The organism is Oceanospirillum beijerinckii DSM 7166 (assembly GCF_000422425.1).
GTDB classification, from domain to species: domain Bacteria; phylum Pseudomonadota; class Gammaproteobacteria; order Pseudomonadales; family Halomonadaceae; genus Oceanospirillum; species Oceanospirillum beijerinckii.
The window spans coordinates 33,598-50,396 of sequence record NZ_AULT01000037.1; the positions used below are offsets into that span (position 1 = coordinate 33,598).

The 16,799-nt window shown below is 47.2% G+C and carries 13 protein-coding genes; 6 read left to right on the forward strand and 7 right to left on the reverse strand.

Features of this window, described 5'->3' with window-relative positions; translation table 11 throughout:
- Window positions 1–293 precede the first annotated feature (293 nt).
- Both H579_RS25465 and H579_RS0112270 read right to left on the reverse strand, forming a co-directional pair.
- Complete coding sequence (locus tag H579_RS25465; protein ID WP_028300923.1) at window positions 294–602, reverse strand: LysR substrate-binding domain-containing protein; 309 nt, start codon at window positions 600–602, stop codon at window positions 294–296.
- Window positions 603–706: 104 nt separating this feature from the next.
- Entirely contained in the window at window positions 707–1,381 is a 675-nt protein-coding gene (locus H579_RS0112270; RefSeq protein WP_245583257.1) for a LysE family translocator, read from the reverse strand.
- 188 nt (window positions 1,382–1,569) lie between these two features.
- Here H579_RS0112270 and H579_RS0112275 point away from each other — a divergent pair, with 188 nt between their 5' ends.
- Complete coding sequence (locus tag H579_RS0112275) at window positions 1,570–2,019, forward strand: Lrp/AsnC family transcriptional regulator (RefSeq protein ID WP_028300925.1); 450 nt, start codon at window positions 1,570–1,572, stop codon at window positions 2,017–2,019.
- A gap of 570 nt (window positions 2,020–2,589) precedes the next feature.
- Window positions 2,590–4,467 (forward strand): methyl-accepting chemotaxis protein, encoded by a 1,878-nt coding sequence (locus tag H579_RS0112280; RefSeq protein WP_028300926.1) that lies wholly within the window; start codon window positions 2,590–2,592, stop codon window positions 4,465–4,467.
- A gap of 265 nt (window positions 4,468–4,732) precedes the next feature.
- On the opposite strand, the gene H579_RS0112290 is transcribed toward H579_RS0112280, so the two are convergent.
- Complete coding sequence (locus H579_RS0112290) at window positions 4,733–5,908, reverse strand: p-hydroxyphenylacetate 3-hydroxylase oxygenase component (RefSeq protein WP_028300928.1); 1,176 nt, start codon at window positions 5,906–5,908, stop codon at window positions 4,733–4,735.
- 420 nt (window positions 5,909–6,328) lie between these two features.
- Here H579_RS0112290 and hpaA point away from each other — a divergent pair, with 420 nt between their 5' ends.
- Both hpaA and H579_RS0112300 read left to right on the forward strand, forming a co-directional pair.
- Window positions 6,329–7,255: a 4-hydroxyphenylacetate catabolism regulatory protein HpaA gene (gene hpaA, locus H579_RS0112295; protein ID WP_051227575.1), complete on the forward strand. Its 927-nt coding sequence runs from the start codon at window positions 6,329–6,331 to the stop codon at window positions 7,253–7,255.
- 363 nt (window positions 7,256–7,618) lie between these two features.
- Window positions 7,619–8,551 carry a flavin reductase gene (locus H579_RS0112300; protein WP_028300930.1) on the forward strand — a complete coding sequence of 311 codons (933 nt, stop codon included), beginning with the start codon at window positions 7,619–7,621 and terminating at the stop codon, window positions 8,549–8,551.
- A gap of 162 nt (window positions 8,552–8,713) precedes the next feature.
- Here the strand turns inward: H579_RS0112300 and H579_RS0112305 are convergent, their stop codons facing one another.
- The 4 genes from H579_RS0112305 to H579_RS0112320 form a co-directional block, all read right to left on the reverse strand.
- Complete coding sequence (locus H579_RS0112305; RefSeq protein WP_028300931.1) at window positions 8,714–9,058, reverse strand: hypothetical protein; 345 nt, start codon at window positions 9,056–9,058, stop codon at window positions 8,714–8,716.
- 92 nt (window positions 9,059–9,150) lie between these two features.
- On the reverse strand, window positions 9,151–11,112 hold the full coding sequence (locus H579_RS0112310; protein ID WP_245583258.1) for an acetoacetate--CoA ligase: 1,962 nt from the start codon (window positions 11,110–11,112) through the stop codon (window positions 9,151–9,153).
- An 87-nt stretch (window positions 11,113–11,199) separates the two neighbouring features.
- The gene (maiA, locus tag H579_RS0112315) at window positions 11,200–11,841 is read right to left on the reverse strand and encodes a maleylacetoacetate isomerase (RefSeq protein WP_102049345.1); all 642 of its coding nucleotides are present in this window, start codon (window positions 11,839–11,841) and stop codon (window positions 11,200–11,202) included.
- A 157-nt stretch (window positions 11,842–11,998) separates the two neighbouring features.
- Window positions 11,999–13,021, reverse strand: coding sequence for a fumarylacetoacetate hydrolase family protein (locus H579_RS0112320; protein ID WP_028300934.1), 1,023 nt, complete (start codon window positions 13,019–13,021; stop codon window positions 11,999–12,001).
- 433 nt (window positions 13,022–13,454) lie between these two features.
- Between H579_RS0112320 and H579_RS0112325 the strand changes: the two genes are divergently transcribed.
- Both H579_RS0112325 and H579_RS0112330 read left to right on the forward strand, forming a co-directional pair.
- Window positions 13,455–13,943 carry a MarR family winged helix-turn-helix transcriptional regulator gene (locus H579_RS0112325; RefSeq protein WP_028300935.1) on the forward strand — a complete coding sequence of 163 codons (489 nt, stop codon included), beginning with the start codon at window positions 13,455–13,457 and terminating at the stop codon, window positions 13,941–13,943.
- A 469-nt stretch (window positions 13,944–14,412) separates the two neighbouring features.
- On the forward strand, window positions 14,413–16,554 hold the full coding sequence (locus tag H579_RS0112330; protein WP_084624095.1) for an SLC26A/SulP transporter family protein: 2,142 nt from the start codon (window positions 14,413–14,415) through the stop codon (window positions 16,552–16,554).
- The last annotated feature ends 245 nt before the right edge of the window (window positions 16,555–16,799 follow it).

The window sequence follows — 16,799 nt, forward strand, 5'->3', positions numbered from 1 at the left end:
AAGAACAGACTTGCTACAGCTTGGCAGCCCCATCTGTGCTAAAAGCACCCTGCCAGCGCTAGCTCAATCTAATCGGCTGGAAGCAGGCAGGCAAGATATTGAATTAATTGAACAACCAGATATGAATAAAACGCTGAGCACGCTGAAGAGATTCGGTGATATCTTTTACCAACTCCGTTTTTTGCTCACGGGTGGCGCCTTTGGTAATTTACACATTAACGTATGGCATATAACATCCTAAATTTATTAGCTTTTATCTCAGTTTGTAGAAAGCAAAAATGAAAGACAGTGATTTAATTAATCTGCGCTTGATAATCTCCCAACACTTGTTTTAAACAAGGTAGCAAAGTATCAAAACGAGCAGGCAATTCTCTATGCCCCTTAGTCACTAAATACAGGGGGTCCTGCACCACTTTTTGCACTTGAAAGCTCTCTAATTGATCCTTAAAAGCAAAGCTTGCCACAGCACTTTGCGGCAAAACAGTAAAGCCTAGCCCCTTAGATACGGAAAGTAGAATTTGGCTCAGCTGATTAACGTATCCTGAGATTGGAAATCTCATCGACAGATACGTTTCAAACATAGATTCACCACTTTGAGCCATATAAAGCGCCAGGTAATGCTTAGCATCGGGGTGAGCAATAAGCCCTAGCTTTTTAAGCCTGGCGAGAGCGGTGTCTGGAGGATTCAGTAACTAAAGTCTTACCCCTAAGGCAAAAACTCTGCTATCAGTGAGGCTAACTGATAAAGCGCCACACTCAATAGCACTCCACCTGCGATCCGACTAATCCACAATAACGTTTGCGCGCCCAGTTTATGCCGAATACAGGACACTCCGGCAGCCAGCATTAACCACCAGCAGGCAGAGCCGATAAAAACACCTAACACCATTACAGCTGCAGCGCTATGGCTTTGCCCTGTCAGCTCTGCTGAGCCACTAATAGCCGCAAATACCGCAACAAACGATAAAATAGTGACAGGACTGGACAGAGTTAACGCAAACATAGAAGCAAAGGCTTTTATACCATCGCCACCCTTGATGGAATCAGCCCCGTCACTGGCAATAATCGAACCCAATTCATCACCTGCCGGTTGACTCAAGATCATCTTAAAACCTAACCAGGCCAGAAAACTGGCTCCAAACAGGGTTAATGGCGTGGTGGCTTCAATAAACAACTGCGTCACTGCGGTTAAGCCAAAGGCGCCTATCGCACCATAAACCGCATCAGCACTGGCCGCCCCTAATCCGCTGATAAAACCCAAACGGGGTCCAGATACCAGAGTACGCTGAATGCATAATAAGCCGATAGGGCCAACCGGAGCTGCAATGGACAACCCTACCAAGGCCGCCTTCAAGAAAAGAAAAAGCTCTATACTGAACATGATCCCTTTACCTTTATTCAATGTTGATCCGTTTTCAGCACCACTAGCGGCCTAAAAACCACATAATACAGATGTAAAAAAGAGAGCAATAGTGTGGCAAAGTGGATGAAAACGCTGAATGGATAAGTTACGGAATAAAACCTAAGATACCTTTATCTTTTAAGCTATTTCGCTTTTGGGTTTATTTTATGAAAGTCGATCGTCTTTCCTGGAAAATTTTGACTGCGGTTCAACAAGATGGTCGCATGTCACTGAAGTCATTAGCAGCTGAGGTAGGTCTATCTCTGCCAGCCGTATCGGAACGCCTGAAACGACTTGAAGAAGCCGGGATTATCTCAGGCTATCGTGCCATCGTTGATGCGAACGCTTTGGGTTACGGCATTATGGCCATTATCGGTATGACTACATTAAAACCTGATAAAAAGCAGCTGATTGATAATCTGGAGAGAATGCCAGAGGTACTGGAGTGCCTGCACGTGACCGGGCAAGACTCTTATCTTATTCGGGTTCTAACCCGGGATATTCAGCATTTGGAAGAGTTTGTCGGCTCAATCAACCAGTTTGGCGAGACCCGTACTTCAATTGTGATGTCACACCCAATCCAGATGAGAGCCATTGAATCTCTCAATAAGGGATAAAAAAGTACGTCCTTCCAACCAAGTGTTAACAATGAACAAACTGCAACAGAAGGGCTGACTGCTGATGAGCTGCTGAGTATCGTAAGTGATCGATATAACTTAACTCATACCCCTTAAGGGCTATAGCGATGACATTATACAACTGATAATTTAATCAACCACAGCCACCTTAATAACGGCTCCCGGAAAACAATACGCGCAACAGCGCACTTCTCACACGGCAACCTGATCTGTCCTCATAGTAACAGCGACTAAAGTTCTACTATGAACTAAGTAAACATTGGCAGAAATAGATTTTCCCATCAGACAAAGGTCTTACAGTTAGTCCTCTGGTCAATAACCATAAAAGCCTCTTATCCCAAGGCAGTATTTTGCTGTTATTGATGCCAGTGCGATATGCAGATCCCGGATATTTAACACCTAACCTGGTTAAAAGCTCAGATATGGTGATAAATGCCAGGCATGGAAACCCTGTTTTTTCAGTCATCCCCGATAAACAGTGTGAAAGTGCCTGTTATGGATTCCGGGTCTTTGCGGGCAATACATAATTAAAAAAACCCGGAGCTAAACATGACCTTCCACCTTTCTCTCAAGCACAAGCTAATCCTGATAGTGCTGGTATGCATTATCGGCTTTGGCCTGATGGGGCTGTACAGCATCAGCCAACTGAATAACATGAGCCAGGCATCCACTCAGCAGGGACATATCAATAATGCTGCCAATACCGTAAACCAGCTACAGATCAAACTGCTCAGCCTGGAAAAGCTGCGTGAAAACAACAGCAGCCAATCACAAGCCCAGGCAGCACTCAGTAATTTACAGAGCCAACAGCTGCAAACGCTCGTACGGGTCACCCAACAGCAGCAGAACTCAACAGCAAAACAGCTGCTACAGCAGATTCAAAAGCCCCTGCCCGCTTACCTGGAACAACTCTCACAAGCTCTGGATTTATCCAATCAATTGGGCTCCGACAATAGCGGTGCGCTGCAACAACTGAACGCCAGCGCAGCTCACTTAACTGAAAAGCTGGCAATTATGAATGGTTTTGCCAGCCGTTTTAAAGAGATTCAAACCGCTGAAAAAGAGTTTCTGATCAACCCGGATCAGGTCCATAACGATAAGCTACTGAGCTTACTAGTACAGTTACGGGAGCGCATGCGTGAACTGAGCTTTGAAGACTTTTTCACCGATGATCTGGCTCAATACGAACAAAGCTTGCAGCAAGTACTAAGGCTCAAGCTGCAGCAGGCCAACGTAAATCAGACGTTGAATAAACACCGTGAACAGTTAGCTCAACTGATCGAGCAAGCTAATCAGATACTGAACCAACAGCTGGCCCAACAAGCTCAAACAGCAGTTGAACAAGCCCAAAGCCGGGCTAAACAAGCCATTATCATGGGCAGTATTCTGCTGGCGCTAATCGCCAGCGCCATTGTCGCTTCCGTATCTCTGTCTATTGCCCGTAATATCAAGCAGACCCTGGCCGTCTTGAATCAGATCGCCCAGGGTAATCTGACACAACGTATGACCCTATCAGGCAACGACAGGGATGAGTTTTACCAGCTGGGTCAGGCCACTAATCATATGGCCGATGGCATCAAACAGCTGGTCCAGCATATTCAGACCAGTGTCTCCAGTCTTAAATCGATGTCAGATCAGATGGGCCAGGTACAGCAGAATATCCAACACAGTAGCGAACGCATTAGTGATCAAAGCAGCTCCATGGTAACAGCCACGGAACAGATCAGTGTTACGGCGGAGCAAGTTTCCCAGAGCACACAACAGGTGAGTTCAGCCACAGAAACCGCCTTCCAAACCGCTAAACAGGGCGCATCGGTTATCTCCCAAGCTTTGGAGTCACTGCGAAGTGTTGCCAAAGCCGTAGCCAGCTCCAGCCAATCCGTTGAACAACTGGGTCAGGCTTCCGGCGAAATTGATAGTGTTATTGAACTCATCGAAGGGGTTGCGGAACAGACCAATCTGTTAGCACTGAATGCAGCAATCGAAGCGGCACGGGCAGGAGAAGCCGGTCGCGGTTTTGCCGTTGTCGCAGATGAAGTACGGGCCTTAGCGGAGCAAACGGTCAAAGCTACCGGCAGCATCACCGAAAAGATTGATCTGATTCAGCAGGGTACGCAAAAAGTGATTCAGGTGATGGTTGAGAATCAGGCTCAGGTGGAACAGGGTCGTGCCTTAGGGGAACAGGCAGAGCAGGCTATTCGCCATATTGAACAGCAGACCTCTGATGCCGCAGAGCAAACCAAAACCATTGAGCTTGCGATTCAGGAAGTCGCTCTGACCACAGGACAGATGGCACAAAATATGGACGGCATCGCCGGAGAGATCAATAACAACCATAGGTCTAACCGAGAGATTGGCCAACATACTCAGGCTATTTATGAAAAAGCACAGGAATTGGAAGGATTGATTAGTCGCTTTAGTGTTTAAGCTATCTTCATTCTTGATGATGGGTCAATATCCTCTCCGGCCACTGGCCAGAGAGGATCTGATGATTGCCGGAAGGTGCCTTGCGGCTTTATCCGGCTTACAACAGCTTACCTGGTTTGGTATTAAACTCACAGGTACATTGCGGGAGGTTCGAATTTGGTGGTATCGCCAATACTATCAATCCCGAACGACCAATCCCGATAGGATGATCGTTGTTAAATCAAAAAAGCTATTGGTAATGGTATTAACTTTTAAGTGTTAACCATTAAACCATGGTTGGATCAGGTTCCATGCCCATCAGAGAGCGGCCCAGAATCTGCTTACATACGTCGTAGTCGGTGTAAGCGTGTGCTGCTGTCATGTTCACATCACGCCACAGACGCTGAATTTCGTTGTCGTGAATCCAGCTGGTACCACCGGATACTTCAAACAGGCGGTTAACGGCTTCGACACACATTTTCACGGCATAAGCCTGGTTAGTACGCCAGAATGCCAGCTCATCGTCAGTTGGGTAACGTTTCTGCTCACCGAATGCTTTGTGCTCGTCCCAGGTTTTTTCCAGGAAGGCCCGTGCCGCGTGAACCTGATGGGTAGACTCCGCCAGACGCATCAGTGGTGGAATCTCTTTGCCACTGTTGGCCAGAGTGTAGGCTCGGGTACGGTTCTTGGTCATCTCTTTGTAAACCACCAACATACGCTCAGCGATACCCAGCGCCATCGCTGCGAAGCCACAGGCGAAGTATGGACGGTATGGGGTGTAGTAGATTTTGCTATCTGGATACAGACCGAAACCTTTGGATGCACCTGTCATCATCGCTTTCGCTTTCTCGATGCGGTGCTCAGGAATAAAGGTATCTGGCTTGATGCGCAGGGTCTTAGTACCAGAAGGCTTCATTGCTGCTGAGTACCAATCATCAATGATGTCATAATCAGAGCTAGGTACTACACCGAAGCAGTAATCTTTTTCGCCGGTCTCAGGGTTATCACGCAGGAAGCCCAGAATCGCCCATTCAGCGTGGTCACAGCCAGAGCTCCACTTCATATCGCCATTGAACAGAACGCCGCCTTCTGTTTCGGTCGCTTTACCGAACGGCGCAATACTACTACTGGCTACTGCATCAGGGTTCTCGCCCCAGAACTCGTCCTGAGCTTCTTTGGAAAACATCGCCATCTGGTGATTGTGGGTGATCAGCAGGCTGAATGCCCAAGCGGTACCACCGCACGCGCCAGCCAGTGCCGCAATACAGTCAGTCACTTCAGGCAGAGAAGCTTCCATACCACCGTAAGCTTTAGGTTGCAGAGCACGGTGCAGCTTGATGGATTTCAGCAGACGGATGTTTTCGTCGGGTACTTTGCGCTCTTGCTCAGCTTGCACTGCGTTAGCTGCGATCGTTGGCAGGACTTCTTGCAATTTATCAAGTAACGGATTTGGACGGTTCATCTGTTCTTCACCTTTGTCTAACTGTTTTTTTTGTAATAACTGTTTCTTGCAGGGGAAGTGCTATCACAAGGCCTGTTGTTGCCTGGTTGATTGTCTCTGCCTGCTCTGTGAAATCATTATCTAGTCAGTTAGGGTCGTTGAGAATGGATCTTTCACAGGCTTTATTGTACTTTTCATAGAAATTGATTAGCTAAATATATCTGTTTAATCATAGAGATTGGACTTCGTATTTCTATTAACCAGTTGATATTAAAGAAATAAATATTTATCGATCAGCTTGCACTGCTTTTGGGCTTGTCTTTTTCTTGCGAAATTGTACAAAGGCGACAAAATAATGTGCAATAGTTTCACTTTGTTAAAAGTGCGCCTTATCTTGATAACAGTGGGAGTGATGAATGGATGAAATAGTGGGAGTGATGAATGGATGAAATAGTACCTATGGCGGTTGTGCCCCAAGGCGATGATATTCCGAATATCAATATTGGTCAGTCCTATGATCAGCACTATACGGATGCTGAGATCCATTATGAGAATCTGGAAAAGCTGGCAGCGTTTTTTGGTCGCAACATGCCGGTACACTATCATGATCGCTTTTATCAACTGCATGTGATCTTAAACGGTACAGTGCGTGTGCACTTGGATGAGCAGAGTTATACGGTGAAAGGGCCGATGTTCTTCCTGACACCGCCTGCGGTACCTCACGCTTTTGTGACCGATAATGCCGCTAAGGGCCATGTGTTGACCATTAAACAGCAGCAGGTGTGGGAGCTGTTGGGTGGTATGGAGAAAAGCCTCTGGAGCAGTAATAGTGCCATCAGAACACCTTTATGTGTGGCTCTATCGCCCGGTGAAGATGCCACCGCTGCCAGAATGTTGCATCTATTGGATCTGATTGGCGAAGAATTTGATCAGCAAGAGCAGCAGCGTGGCCGTGCATTACAGGCATTGCTACAACTCATTTTGATTGATGTTTCCCGTTTAGCAGATCAGGGCCAGCCCCAGCAGAATACCCGCAAAGAAGATGTGCGGATTTTCCATACTTTTAACAGCTTAATTGAGCAGCACTACAAAGAGCATCTGACACTGGATCAGTATGCTGAGCAGATCGGTGTTACAGAAGCACGGTTAAATGAGATTTGCCGCAGATTGGCGGGCTTGCCCTCTAAGCGCTTGATTATGGATAGAATTATGCAAGAGGCGCGAAGACTGTTAATGTTCACCACCTCGCCTGTAACTGAGATCAGTTATCAGTTGGGTTTTAAAGATCCGGCCTATTTTGCACGCTTTTTTCGCCGACATGCGGGAATGACGGCAAGTCAGTATAGACAGTCGCAAATACAGGAATAAAATAGGCCGTAAATTTAAGGTGTTTTATCCCTTTCAAATCAATAAATTATCAGCATGAAAAGATAGACTCTATTTCTTTCTTGCTATGAAAAGTACAATTGAAGCGATGGAAAAGGTATTTTTCGTTGTTCAGTCACTCCTTATACTGCTGCCAAAGTGCTATTCTTTTTGGTAATAAGAAGGGACATGAAAAGTGAAATAAGCACTAAGCATCGAAATAAAAGCATCTCAGTCAGTAATCTGGCCGCTCTTGGCCTCTACTGAGAATATCGACCTGCTTTTGTTTGGGTGTGTATACACTGAATTAGAGAGACTCTGGTTTCCTAAAATAATAACGACATACAAGTAGATAAAGGTGAAGAAATGGCTGACACAGGTTTTGATGCAAAAGATTTCCGTCGAGCACTATCTCAGTTCCCGACCGGCGTAACCGTAATTACCACTCTGGATGCAGAAGGCAATCCAGTGGGTGTAACCGCCAGCAGCTTTAACTCGGTTTCTATCGAGCCTGCACTGGTTCTGTGGAGCATCGACAAGGGCGCTCACAGTCTCGAAGCGTTCGAGAAAGCAGAATACTTTGCAGTGAACGTACTGGGTCGTGAACAAGTAGCTACCTCTAACCGCTTTGCCAGCCGTGGTGAAGACAAGTTTAAAGATGTCGCTTACAAAAGCGGTCTGGGTAACGCTCCGATTCTGGATGACTACGCCGCTCAGTTTGAGTGTAAAACCTGGGCCGTTTATGAAGGTGGCGATCACCTGATTCTGGTGGGTGAAGTTAAAGGCTACCGTTATAACGATGCCACTTCTCCGCTGGTATTTGCCCGTGGTAGTTACGCGGTATCGGTTCAACACCCAGAGATGGTTAAAGCGCCTCTGATGGATGAGGCCGGAGACTTCGTGGGTGATTACCTGCTGTATCTGCTACGCGAAACTTATAGCCGCCACAGTGCCAAGCTATATCCTAAACTGCAGGAGCAATGTGACGTAAACCCGGAAGAGTGGCGCATCATGGTTCGCCTGGCGGATAAAGGCAATCTGTCTATTGCTGACCTGTCTGCTATGGTGATGCAGCCAGAGGTGGCTTTGCGTCAGACAGCCGATTGGCTGGTAGAAAAAGGCTATGTGGCTTATGCGGATAACGCGACTCTGACCATTACTGAACATGGTAAAGAGATTGGTCAGAAACTGCAGGCGATTGCTCATGCTGAAGAGGCAGAGCTGCTGAGTGCGCTGCCAGAAGAGCAGTCCCGCCAGCTGAAAGACAACCTGAAAGCACTGCTGGAGAAGATGGCTTAGTTGCTATTCTTAAAGGTTCAAGCTCTGTAAAAGTTTGGCTCATGAGGCTGCTTTTAAAGAGTGCTTTCAAAGCCCTCGGCGATTTAATCCGTTGCTGGGGGCTTTTTATGTCTAATAAAGCAGGGTTAATCAGCGATTGTGGCTTTATCTGAAAGTGAAAGATTAGCCGCAGTTGCAGTTATCACCACAGCCTTCAGTATTATCCTCATCTGTGTCATCTGCAACCAAAGCCACGGTTTCGGTTTCGATGTTGATATCCACCATATTGCTGGCACCGGGGCGCAGCACAATCACACCGTATTCGGTCAGAGCATCATCTTCATCTTCTGCGCTACCGACTTCCAGGCTCAGTGCCTGACCTTGCAGGTGTTCAGGGGCGATCAATAGACTGGCTGGAAGACCTTCATCCCACTCCATCTGAATCTCTACCAGATCCGGCAACTCAATCTCTTCACCGTTAGCGGTAATGCCTTTCAGGCGAGGGCGTTTTTGTGGGTTATCGGACATGATATGCCTCCTGAGCCAGTTCGTTATGAAATTGCACAGGAGGATACCAGATTTATGCCGGTTTTATAGCTTTTGCTGAGATGTTCTTCAGGTCAAGCGAGCAGCTCCTCACGGTTGGCAAACTGATTCAGAGCTTCAGGGTTGGCAAGAGCATGAGTATTTTTTACCGGACGTTGATGGACTACCTCCCGTACCGCCAGCTCAACAATCTTACCGGATTTAGTGCGTGGAATATCCGTAACCTGCAGTACTTTGGCGGGCACATGACGTGGCGTGCAGTTACTGCGGATAGTCTTCTGAATCGTTTTGATCAGTACTTCATCCAGCTGCACGCCCTCTTTCAGGCGGACAAACAACACGACACGGACATCATTATCCCACTCCTGACCTATCACCAGGCTCTCAACGACTTCATCTAATTGTTCGACGTAACGGTAGATTTCTGCGGTGCCTATACGTACTCCACCCGGGTTTAAGGTGGCATCAGAGCGACCATAAATCACAATACCCTGTTGCTCCGTCAGTTCGATCCAATCGCCGTGACACCAGATATTATCGAAACGGGCAAAGTAGGCGTTATGGTACTTTTCACCGGTTTCATCGCCCCAGAAATTAGCCGGTTGGTTTGGAAAACTATTACGACACACCAGTTCACCTTTTTCCTGGCTGATGGCTTGAGCGTCGTCATTAAAAACCTGTACATCCATACCCAGGCCGCGGCATTGGGACTGGCCTCGGTACACGGGGCTAATCGGGTTACCCAGAACAAAGCAGGAGCAGATATCGGTACCGCCAGAGATAGAGGCCAGCAATAGATTCTGTTTGATATGTTGGTAGACGTAATCATAGCTCTCTGGTGCCAGGACGGAACCGGTTGAGCATAGGGTATTAAGCGCCGAAAGGTTATGGCTTTGTGCTGGCGACAGGCCCTGTTTCTTCAGCGCATCAATATACTTGGCCGAGGTGCCAAACAGGGTGCAGCTCTCTTGCGCAGCATAATCCCACAACACGTTACCATCGGGATAAAAAGGCGAACCCTCGTACAGCATCAGGGTAGCTTCACTGGCCAGTGCCGATACCAGCCAGTTCCACATCATCCAACCACAGGTGGTGAAATAGAATACTTTGTCACCGGGCTTGATATTGCTATGCAGCTGGTGCTCTTTCAGGTGCTGAATCAGAATACCGCCCACACGATGGGTAATACATTTGGGTTTGCCTGTCGTACCGGAAGAATAAAGAATGAAGAGTGGCTCATTAAAGCCGATACGCTGATATTCCACGGCTTTGACAGGATACTGTGCCATCAGGAGGTCAATATTCTGCTCTGCACTGACCTCAATCTCATCGATCAGAGGCACAATCAAGGTGTGCTCAATAGATGAAATCTGACTGGATATCGCCTGGATTTTACCCATTACACTATGGATTTTACCGTTATAGCGATAACCGTTAGCTGCAATCAGAACTTTAGGCGTGGTTTGTCCAAAGCGCTCAACCACACTGGCTTCACCAAAGTCTGGTGAAGTAGAGGTCCAGATAGCACCCAGAGAGGTTGCAGCCAGCATGGCCACAACAGTGGCAGGAATATTGGGCATAAAGCCCGCGACTCGATCTCCCTGGCTAACGCCCAGCGCTTGCAGATGCTGCTGCAGTTGAGAAACCTGCTCATTCAGTTCGCGCCAGCTGATTCGTTGGCGTGGACCATTTTCCATCTGAAAAATAATGGCATCGTCATCACTGTTTTTTCGCAGCAGGTTTTCTGCGTAGTTAACCCGACTGTCCGCAAACCAGCGCGCTTGCTCCAGTTGATCGGCTTGTTCAACGATCACTTCACCCAAGTCACCTTTAATATTGGTGAACTGCCAAATTTCAGTCCAGAACTGGGCGTTATTATCAACAGACCATTGCCACAGCTGTTCAAAGTTGGAGATCTGCTGTTGGTATTTTTCGTTGATGGTGTTGATAAAAGCTTGGGTTAAGCTTTGTTCAATCTGTTGAACTGAAGGTTGCCACAGTGGCGCTGTGCCTATCATGGTGCCTGTCATATCCATCTCTACTCTTTATTGTTTTTTGCCGTTCTGTGCGGGCTGTTTTATTTTTGCTTTTTTATCAGCGGCTTATTCACTCCAGATACAGGATTAACCTGCATCTGGCTGGTTTTCCGGGCGGGCATCTTTAAAAGCATCTAATGCTTCAAAAGCCTGATGGATCGCCATAATGCGTGGGAAAGGTGTTAGATCTACATTAAAACGCTGGGCGTTAAAGATCTGAGGAGCCAGGCAGATATCAGCCAAAGTCGGGCTGTCACCGTGGCAGAAGGTTCCGGTTTCGTTCTCTGATAGCCGGGTTTCTAGGGCTTTAAAACCTTCTTCGATCCAGTGTTGATACCAACGGGTCTTCTGCTCTTCACTGACACCCAATTCGCCGGTCAGGTATTTCAGAACGCGCAGATTATCAACCGGGTGGATATCGCAGGCGATCAGTTGCGCTAAGGCTCTGACACGGGCACGACCTATGGCATCTTGTGGTAGTAGTGCAACCGCTGGATAAACCTCTTCCAGATACTCGATAATCGCCAGAGACTGAGTCAGTATTTCTCCTGAGTCCAGCGCTAATGCGGGTACAAAACCTTGTGGATTTCGAGTGAGATGCTCTTCGCCTTTATGTTCGCCTTTCAGCAGGTTAACGCCGACTTGCTCGCAGTCCAGGCCTTTGAGGTTTAGTGCGATACGCACTCGATAAGATGCTGAGGAGCGGAAATAGTCAAACAGTTGCATAATGGTTGTCCTGATTTAGGATTTAGTGGCTGTCCTGATTTAGTACTGATTTAGTAGTAGTGCTGATTTAGTAGTGCTGAGCGGTGACCAGATAACACAAACCCGCCACGGGGCGGGTTTGTTGAGTTAAGTAATCAAGCGGCTGGGATATGCTTAAGGCTTATTCCACGCCTTGATACTGTTCAACCGTCTGCTCAATCGCGCCAAAGATACTATTGCCTTCATCGTCTTTCATTTCGATACGTACAGTATCGCCGAACTTCATAAATGGCGTACTTGGTGTGCCGGTATTAATTGTTTCGATCATGCGTACTTCTGCCAGGCAGGAGTAGCCTACGCCGCCATCTTTGATCGCTGAACCAAACTCAGTGTCCTGCTTATTGGATACCGTGCCTGAACCCACGATAGCGCCAGCACACATTGCGCGGGTTTTAGTAACGTGAGCCACCAGCTGAGGGAAGTTGAAGTGCATATCAACGCCTGCATTGGCTTTACCAAAAGCTTCGCCGTTCAGGGTTACCAGCAGAGGCAGGTGAACGCGGCCATCCTGCCACTTATCACCCAGCTCATCTGGCGTAATAGCCACTGGAGAGAACGCGCTGGACGGCTTGGATTGGAAGAAACCAAAGCCTTTCGCCAGTTCACCCGGAATCAGGCCGCGCAAAGACACATCGTTCACCAGCATGATCAGACGAATCTTGTCTGCGGCTTGTTCTGGGGTTGAGCCCATAGGCACATCATCGGTAATGACCGCAATCTCGCCTTCGAAGTCGATACCCCGGGTGGCATCGTCTGCCATCTTGATATTTTCCTGTGGTGCCAGGAAGGTATCGGAGCCGCCCTGGTACATTAGCGGATCAGTCCAGAAGGTTTCTGGTAGTTCAGCATTACGTGCCTTACGCACCAGCTCAACGTGATTGACGTAAGCGCTACCGTCTGCCCATTGGTATGCACGAGGTAGTGGAGACGCTACGGTTTTCTGATCAAAAGGAATAGTGTTGTCCAGCTCACCCTGATTCAACTGTGTAGATACGGCTTGCAGTTTAGGTTCAACTTCTGCCCAGTTATCCAGAGCGGCCTGCAGAGTTGGAGCGATATCCGCTACAACTACCGCCTGGCTCAGGTCACGGGATACCACAACTAATTGGCCGTCGCGGCCTTGATTCAATGTAGCCAGTTTCATCTTTTTCTATCCTTTTCAGGTTTGATTCGTTTGTTCTTGTCTTGTTTCAGGATTGCATTAGGAAGTGACTTCCGACCCGGAGCAACCTATACAATCTTATCGTGCAAATATTGTTTCATTTGAAACAATCATAGAGCTTGATTTTTCTTGGTGCAAGTCAATTTTTCTCCAAATTATCCTTAATTACATTGGATATGACGGAGATTCCCTTGGAAAAATATTTACAACCATTGGTTTTAAGTGAAACTAAATACCTTGTAATAAAGGGGGGAGATGGGGTATTTTGACGTGAATAAAGACAGTTTTTTACTCATATAGCGTGCAATTAGTCTGCATGAGCCTTTAATTTAGATCCGTAGATCTTTCCATGATAGACACAAATGAAACTAGGTTCTGATCTATCGACATACAGTGACCCAATGAAGAAAAACAGATGAATGATAAGGTCAACGCTTCTTTGAAGCTGGAACAGTTTTTACCCTACCGCTTTAATCAGTTGGCGGAGCGGATCAGTGATTCTCTGTCAACAATTTATTCTGCTGAGTTTGGCATCACTATCTCCGAGTGGCGTATTCTGGCCATGCTCGGCACACAACCCACAATGACCTCGTCGGATATTGCTCAGAAAACCCGTATGGATAAGGCCAAGGTTTCCCGCGCGGTGCAGAAGCTGGAAAAGCTGGGTTATCTGCTAAGGGAAAAAGATCAGCAAGATCATAGAATCAGCCATTTGAGCCTTACAGAGGAGGGCATAGCGCTATATAACGCTATTGTGCCCAAGGCGTTGGATTGGGAAGGGCATTTTGTCAGCACGTTGACTGCACAGGAATACCGTAATTTACATAATTTGCTGAATAAACTGGATCAGCAGATTGGACAATGTGATCAGAAAACCATGAGCAAGATCAACATAGAGCGATGAGCTCTCCCCCCTGGATTATCATCAGGACTGCCCGCTCTTAACAACACGTCCAGGCAAACACGACAAGGCATTGCTATTTCGTTTCTTAGCGATGCCCAAGTTAATCAGTCGAACAGATATTTCTTTCATCAAGGCGCTGTATGCTCCAGTGATAAAACTGAAGAATGTCTGAATACATGCTTGAAATATGCAACCTTCTTCCCATTCCCTGTTTTTATTTTTTAATAGGCGACAGGATAACATCCTGATTCTGATCTGCTTTTTCCAACTAAAGAAAGATAAATATTTTACTCTGTACTTTGCTTGAATCAGTGTAACCTTGTTGATATAAGCTGTGCTGCCAGTACCTTTATGGTGGCCGTAAGGCTATAATTTTGCACCGCTTATGCTTTGCAGTCTTGCATTTGTGGCTATGCCCTGAAACACTCAATGCAGTTTTACCTTTTGGATCGATAAAGTTAGGGAATCCATGATAACTAGTGCCCTTCGAAACCTGGCATCGGGTGTGATGTTAGGTCTTATCAGTACAGTCCTGTCACTTGCCTTTGCTTCCATGATATTTGGTACAGGCAGCTTCTCCGCTTTCCAGTCCGGCATAACAGTTATGTTACTGACCGCGATTATTGCGACTCTGGTCATCGGTTGGTTCAGCTCCAAAAGCGGTATAGCGGCGATTCCTCTACCGAGCGCAGTGGCAATGACCGCTGCTTTGATTGCCGAGCAGTCTGTCGCACAGGATGATATTCGCTTATTGATGGTGTTCGGCTCTCTGCTTGCGGCATCAATTATGATGGCGATAGGGCAGGCACGGTTAGGTCGGGCAATTCGTTATCTGCCCTTACCAGTGCTAACGGGCTTTCTTGCCGGGGTTGGCTGGCTGTTTTTCAGTGGTGGTTTAAAGCTGGTTGAGCCTCAGTTGTTATCGGTCAAAGCAATGACCAGTCCGTCGTTATGGCTCGTGTTTGGCTTCGGTGCACTATTATTCCTGGCACAGAAAAAACTTGGAGGGGCTCTGATCCTACCAACCGGTTTTTTGATTCTGGTCTTTTTCTTTAACTTGCTGGGTGCAGGTATGCCGGAGTGGTCTGGTGACTGGTTTATGAGCGGCCGCTCCCAGGGCTTCTTTGATATGAAGTGGCTACCCGACTACACTGGATATAGTGTGGATAGCTTTATTAACTTGCCCTGGAGTGGAATGCTGACGGTAGCGCTGGTCAGTGTTTTTGCAATGCTGCTGCAAGGCAGTGCACTGGAGTCTTCAGGTGAAGACATCTCTCTGGACCATGAGCTTAAAGCTTCCGCAGGCGCAAACTTATTGACCGGGATGCTGGGCGGTACGGTTGCCTCTTTATCCTTAAGTCAAACGGCTATTAATAAGAAACTGGGTGGAGAAGGCAAAGCCCCTATTATTATCGCGGCGGTGATTCTGTTGCTGATCTGTTTAGCAGGCGGCAGTTTTTGGAGTTATCTGCCTCTGCCTGCTGTAGGTGCTGTCTTGGTCTACCAAGGCATGGTGTTTATGGATGAGTGGCTGGTTGAATCCCGTAAGCGTTTTAATCAGCTGGATTATCAGATCATCGCTGTAATCTTTGCGGTTATCCTGATCAATGGCTTCCTGACGGCGGTACTGCCGGGCACCTTGATCACTATCCTGATGTTCGTGCGTCAACACAGCAAGCTACGTGCTATTTATCTGAATACAGATATTCGTACTTTACACAGCCAGGTGGAACGCCCGCTGCGTCATCAAAAAGCTCTGGAAAAATACGGCGATCGTGTTCGTGTAGTGAGATTGAAAGGCTCCCTATTGTTTGGCGGCGCTTATGGTTTGTTGGAAGAGTTAGAAAGCAGTTTGCAACCTCCATGCGTATTTTTGATCCTGGATTTTGACAAGGTTTCCGATTGCGACTCCTCTACCGCCAGTGCTTTGATGCGCCTGCATACGGCTTGTCAACAGAACAAAGTCTTATTATTACTGACCGCTGTACCGCTGGATTTGAAGGAAGTATTAGTTGGCTCTGGAATGAGTATTCTGGATGACAGTGACGATCAAGTCAGACTGAATACCAAGGTGCTGATGAAAAATGCGGGTCAATTTATCGATTGGGATCGCGCGGTGGAATGGTGCGAAGGTGAATTGTTGAACCGCCTGCCTTCCAATGAATCCGGTGAATATCCATTGGAATCGATTCTACGTGAGCGTTTGGATCTGATGCCTTATGAAGTGGTGCATCTGATACGTTATTTTGAGCCCGTGACCGTAAAAGCGGGTGAGTACTTTATCAAGCAGGGTGACAATGCCAACTCCATGTATTTGATTACCAAAGGTAAGGTAGAGATTCAACAGGAGCTGGGTGAAGGTGCTCATAAGCGGGTCAAAACCATGATGCCAGGTACCATTATTGGCGAGATGGGGGTTTATACAAGCTCCACCCGTACGACTTCGGCAATTGCCATGGAAGATACCCAGCTGATGAAGCTAACTGAACGCTCTCTGCTGGATATGGAAGCCAATAGTCAGTTGATGGCAATCCGGGTACACCGTTTTGTAGTTATGCTATTGGCAGATCGTTTAGATTCTTCCAGGAAGGTTGCTCAGGAGCTGCTCTAATCAACACATTTCTTGAGATCGCCTTGTGATTTGATTGGATGAAAAAACACCCTGTAGCCTTCAGTTATGGGGTGTTTTTCTATAGGACTCAGTGAGCATAAGAGCGTTTTGTAGTAGAGGGCAAAGTTGTGACGGGTAAAGCGGTAGAGGGTAAAGCGGTAGGCAACGTGTCGTTGTGCTTAAGAGCGATGAAGGTCAAAAAGGTGATACTGTCCGAGTTCTGCTACAATATGACTCCCTATAAA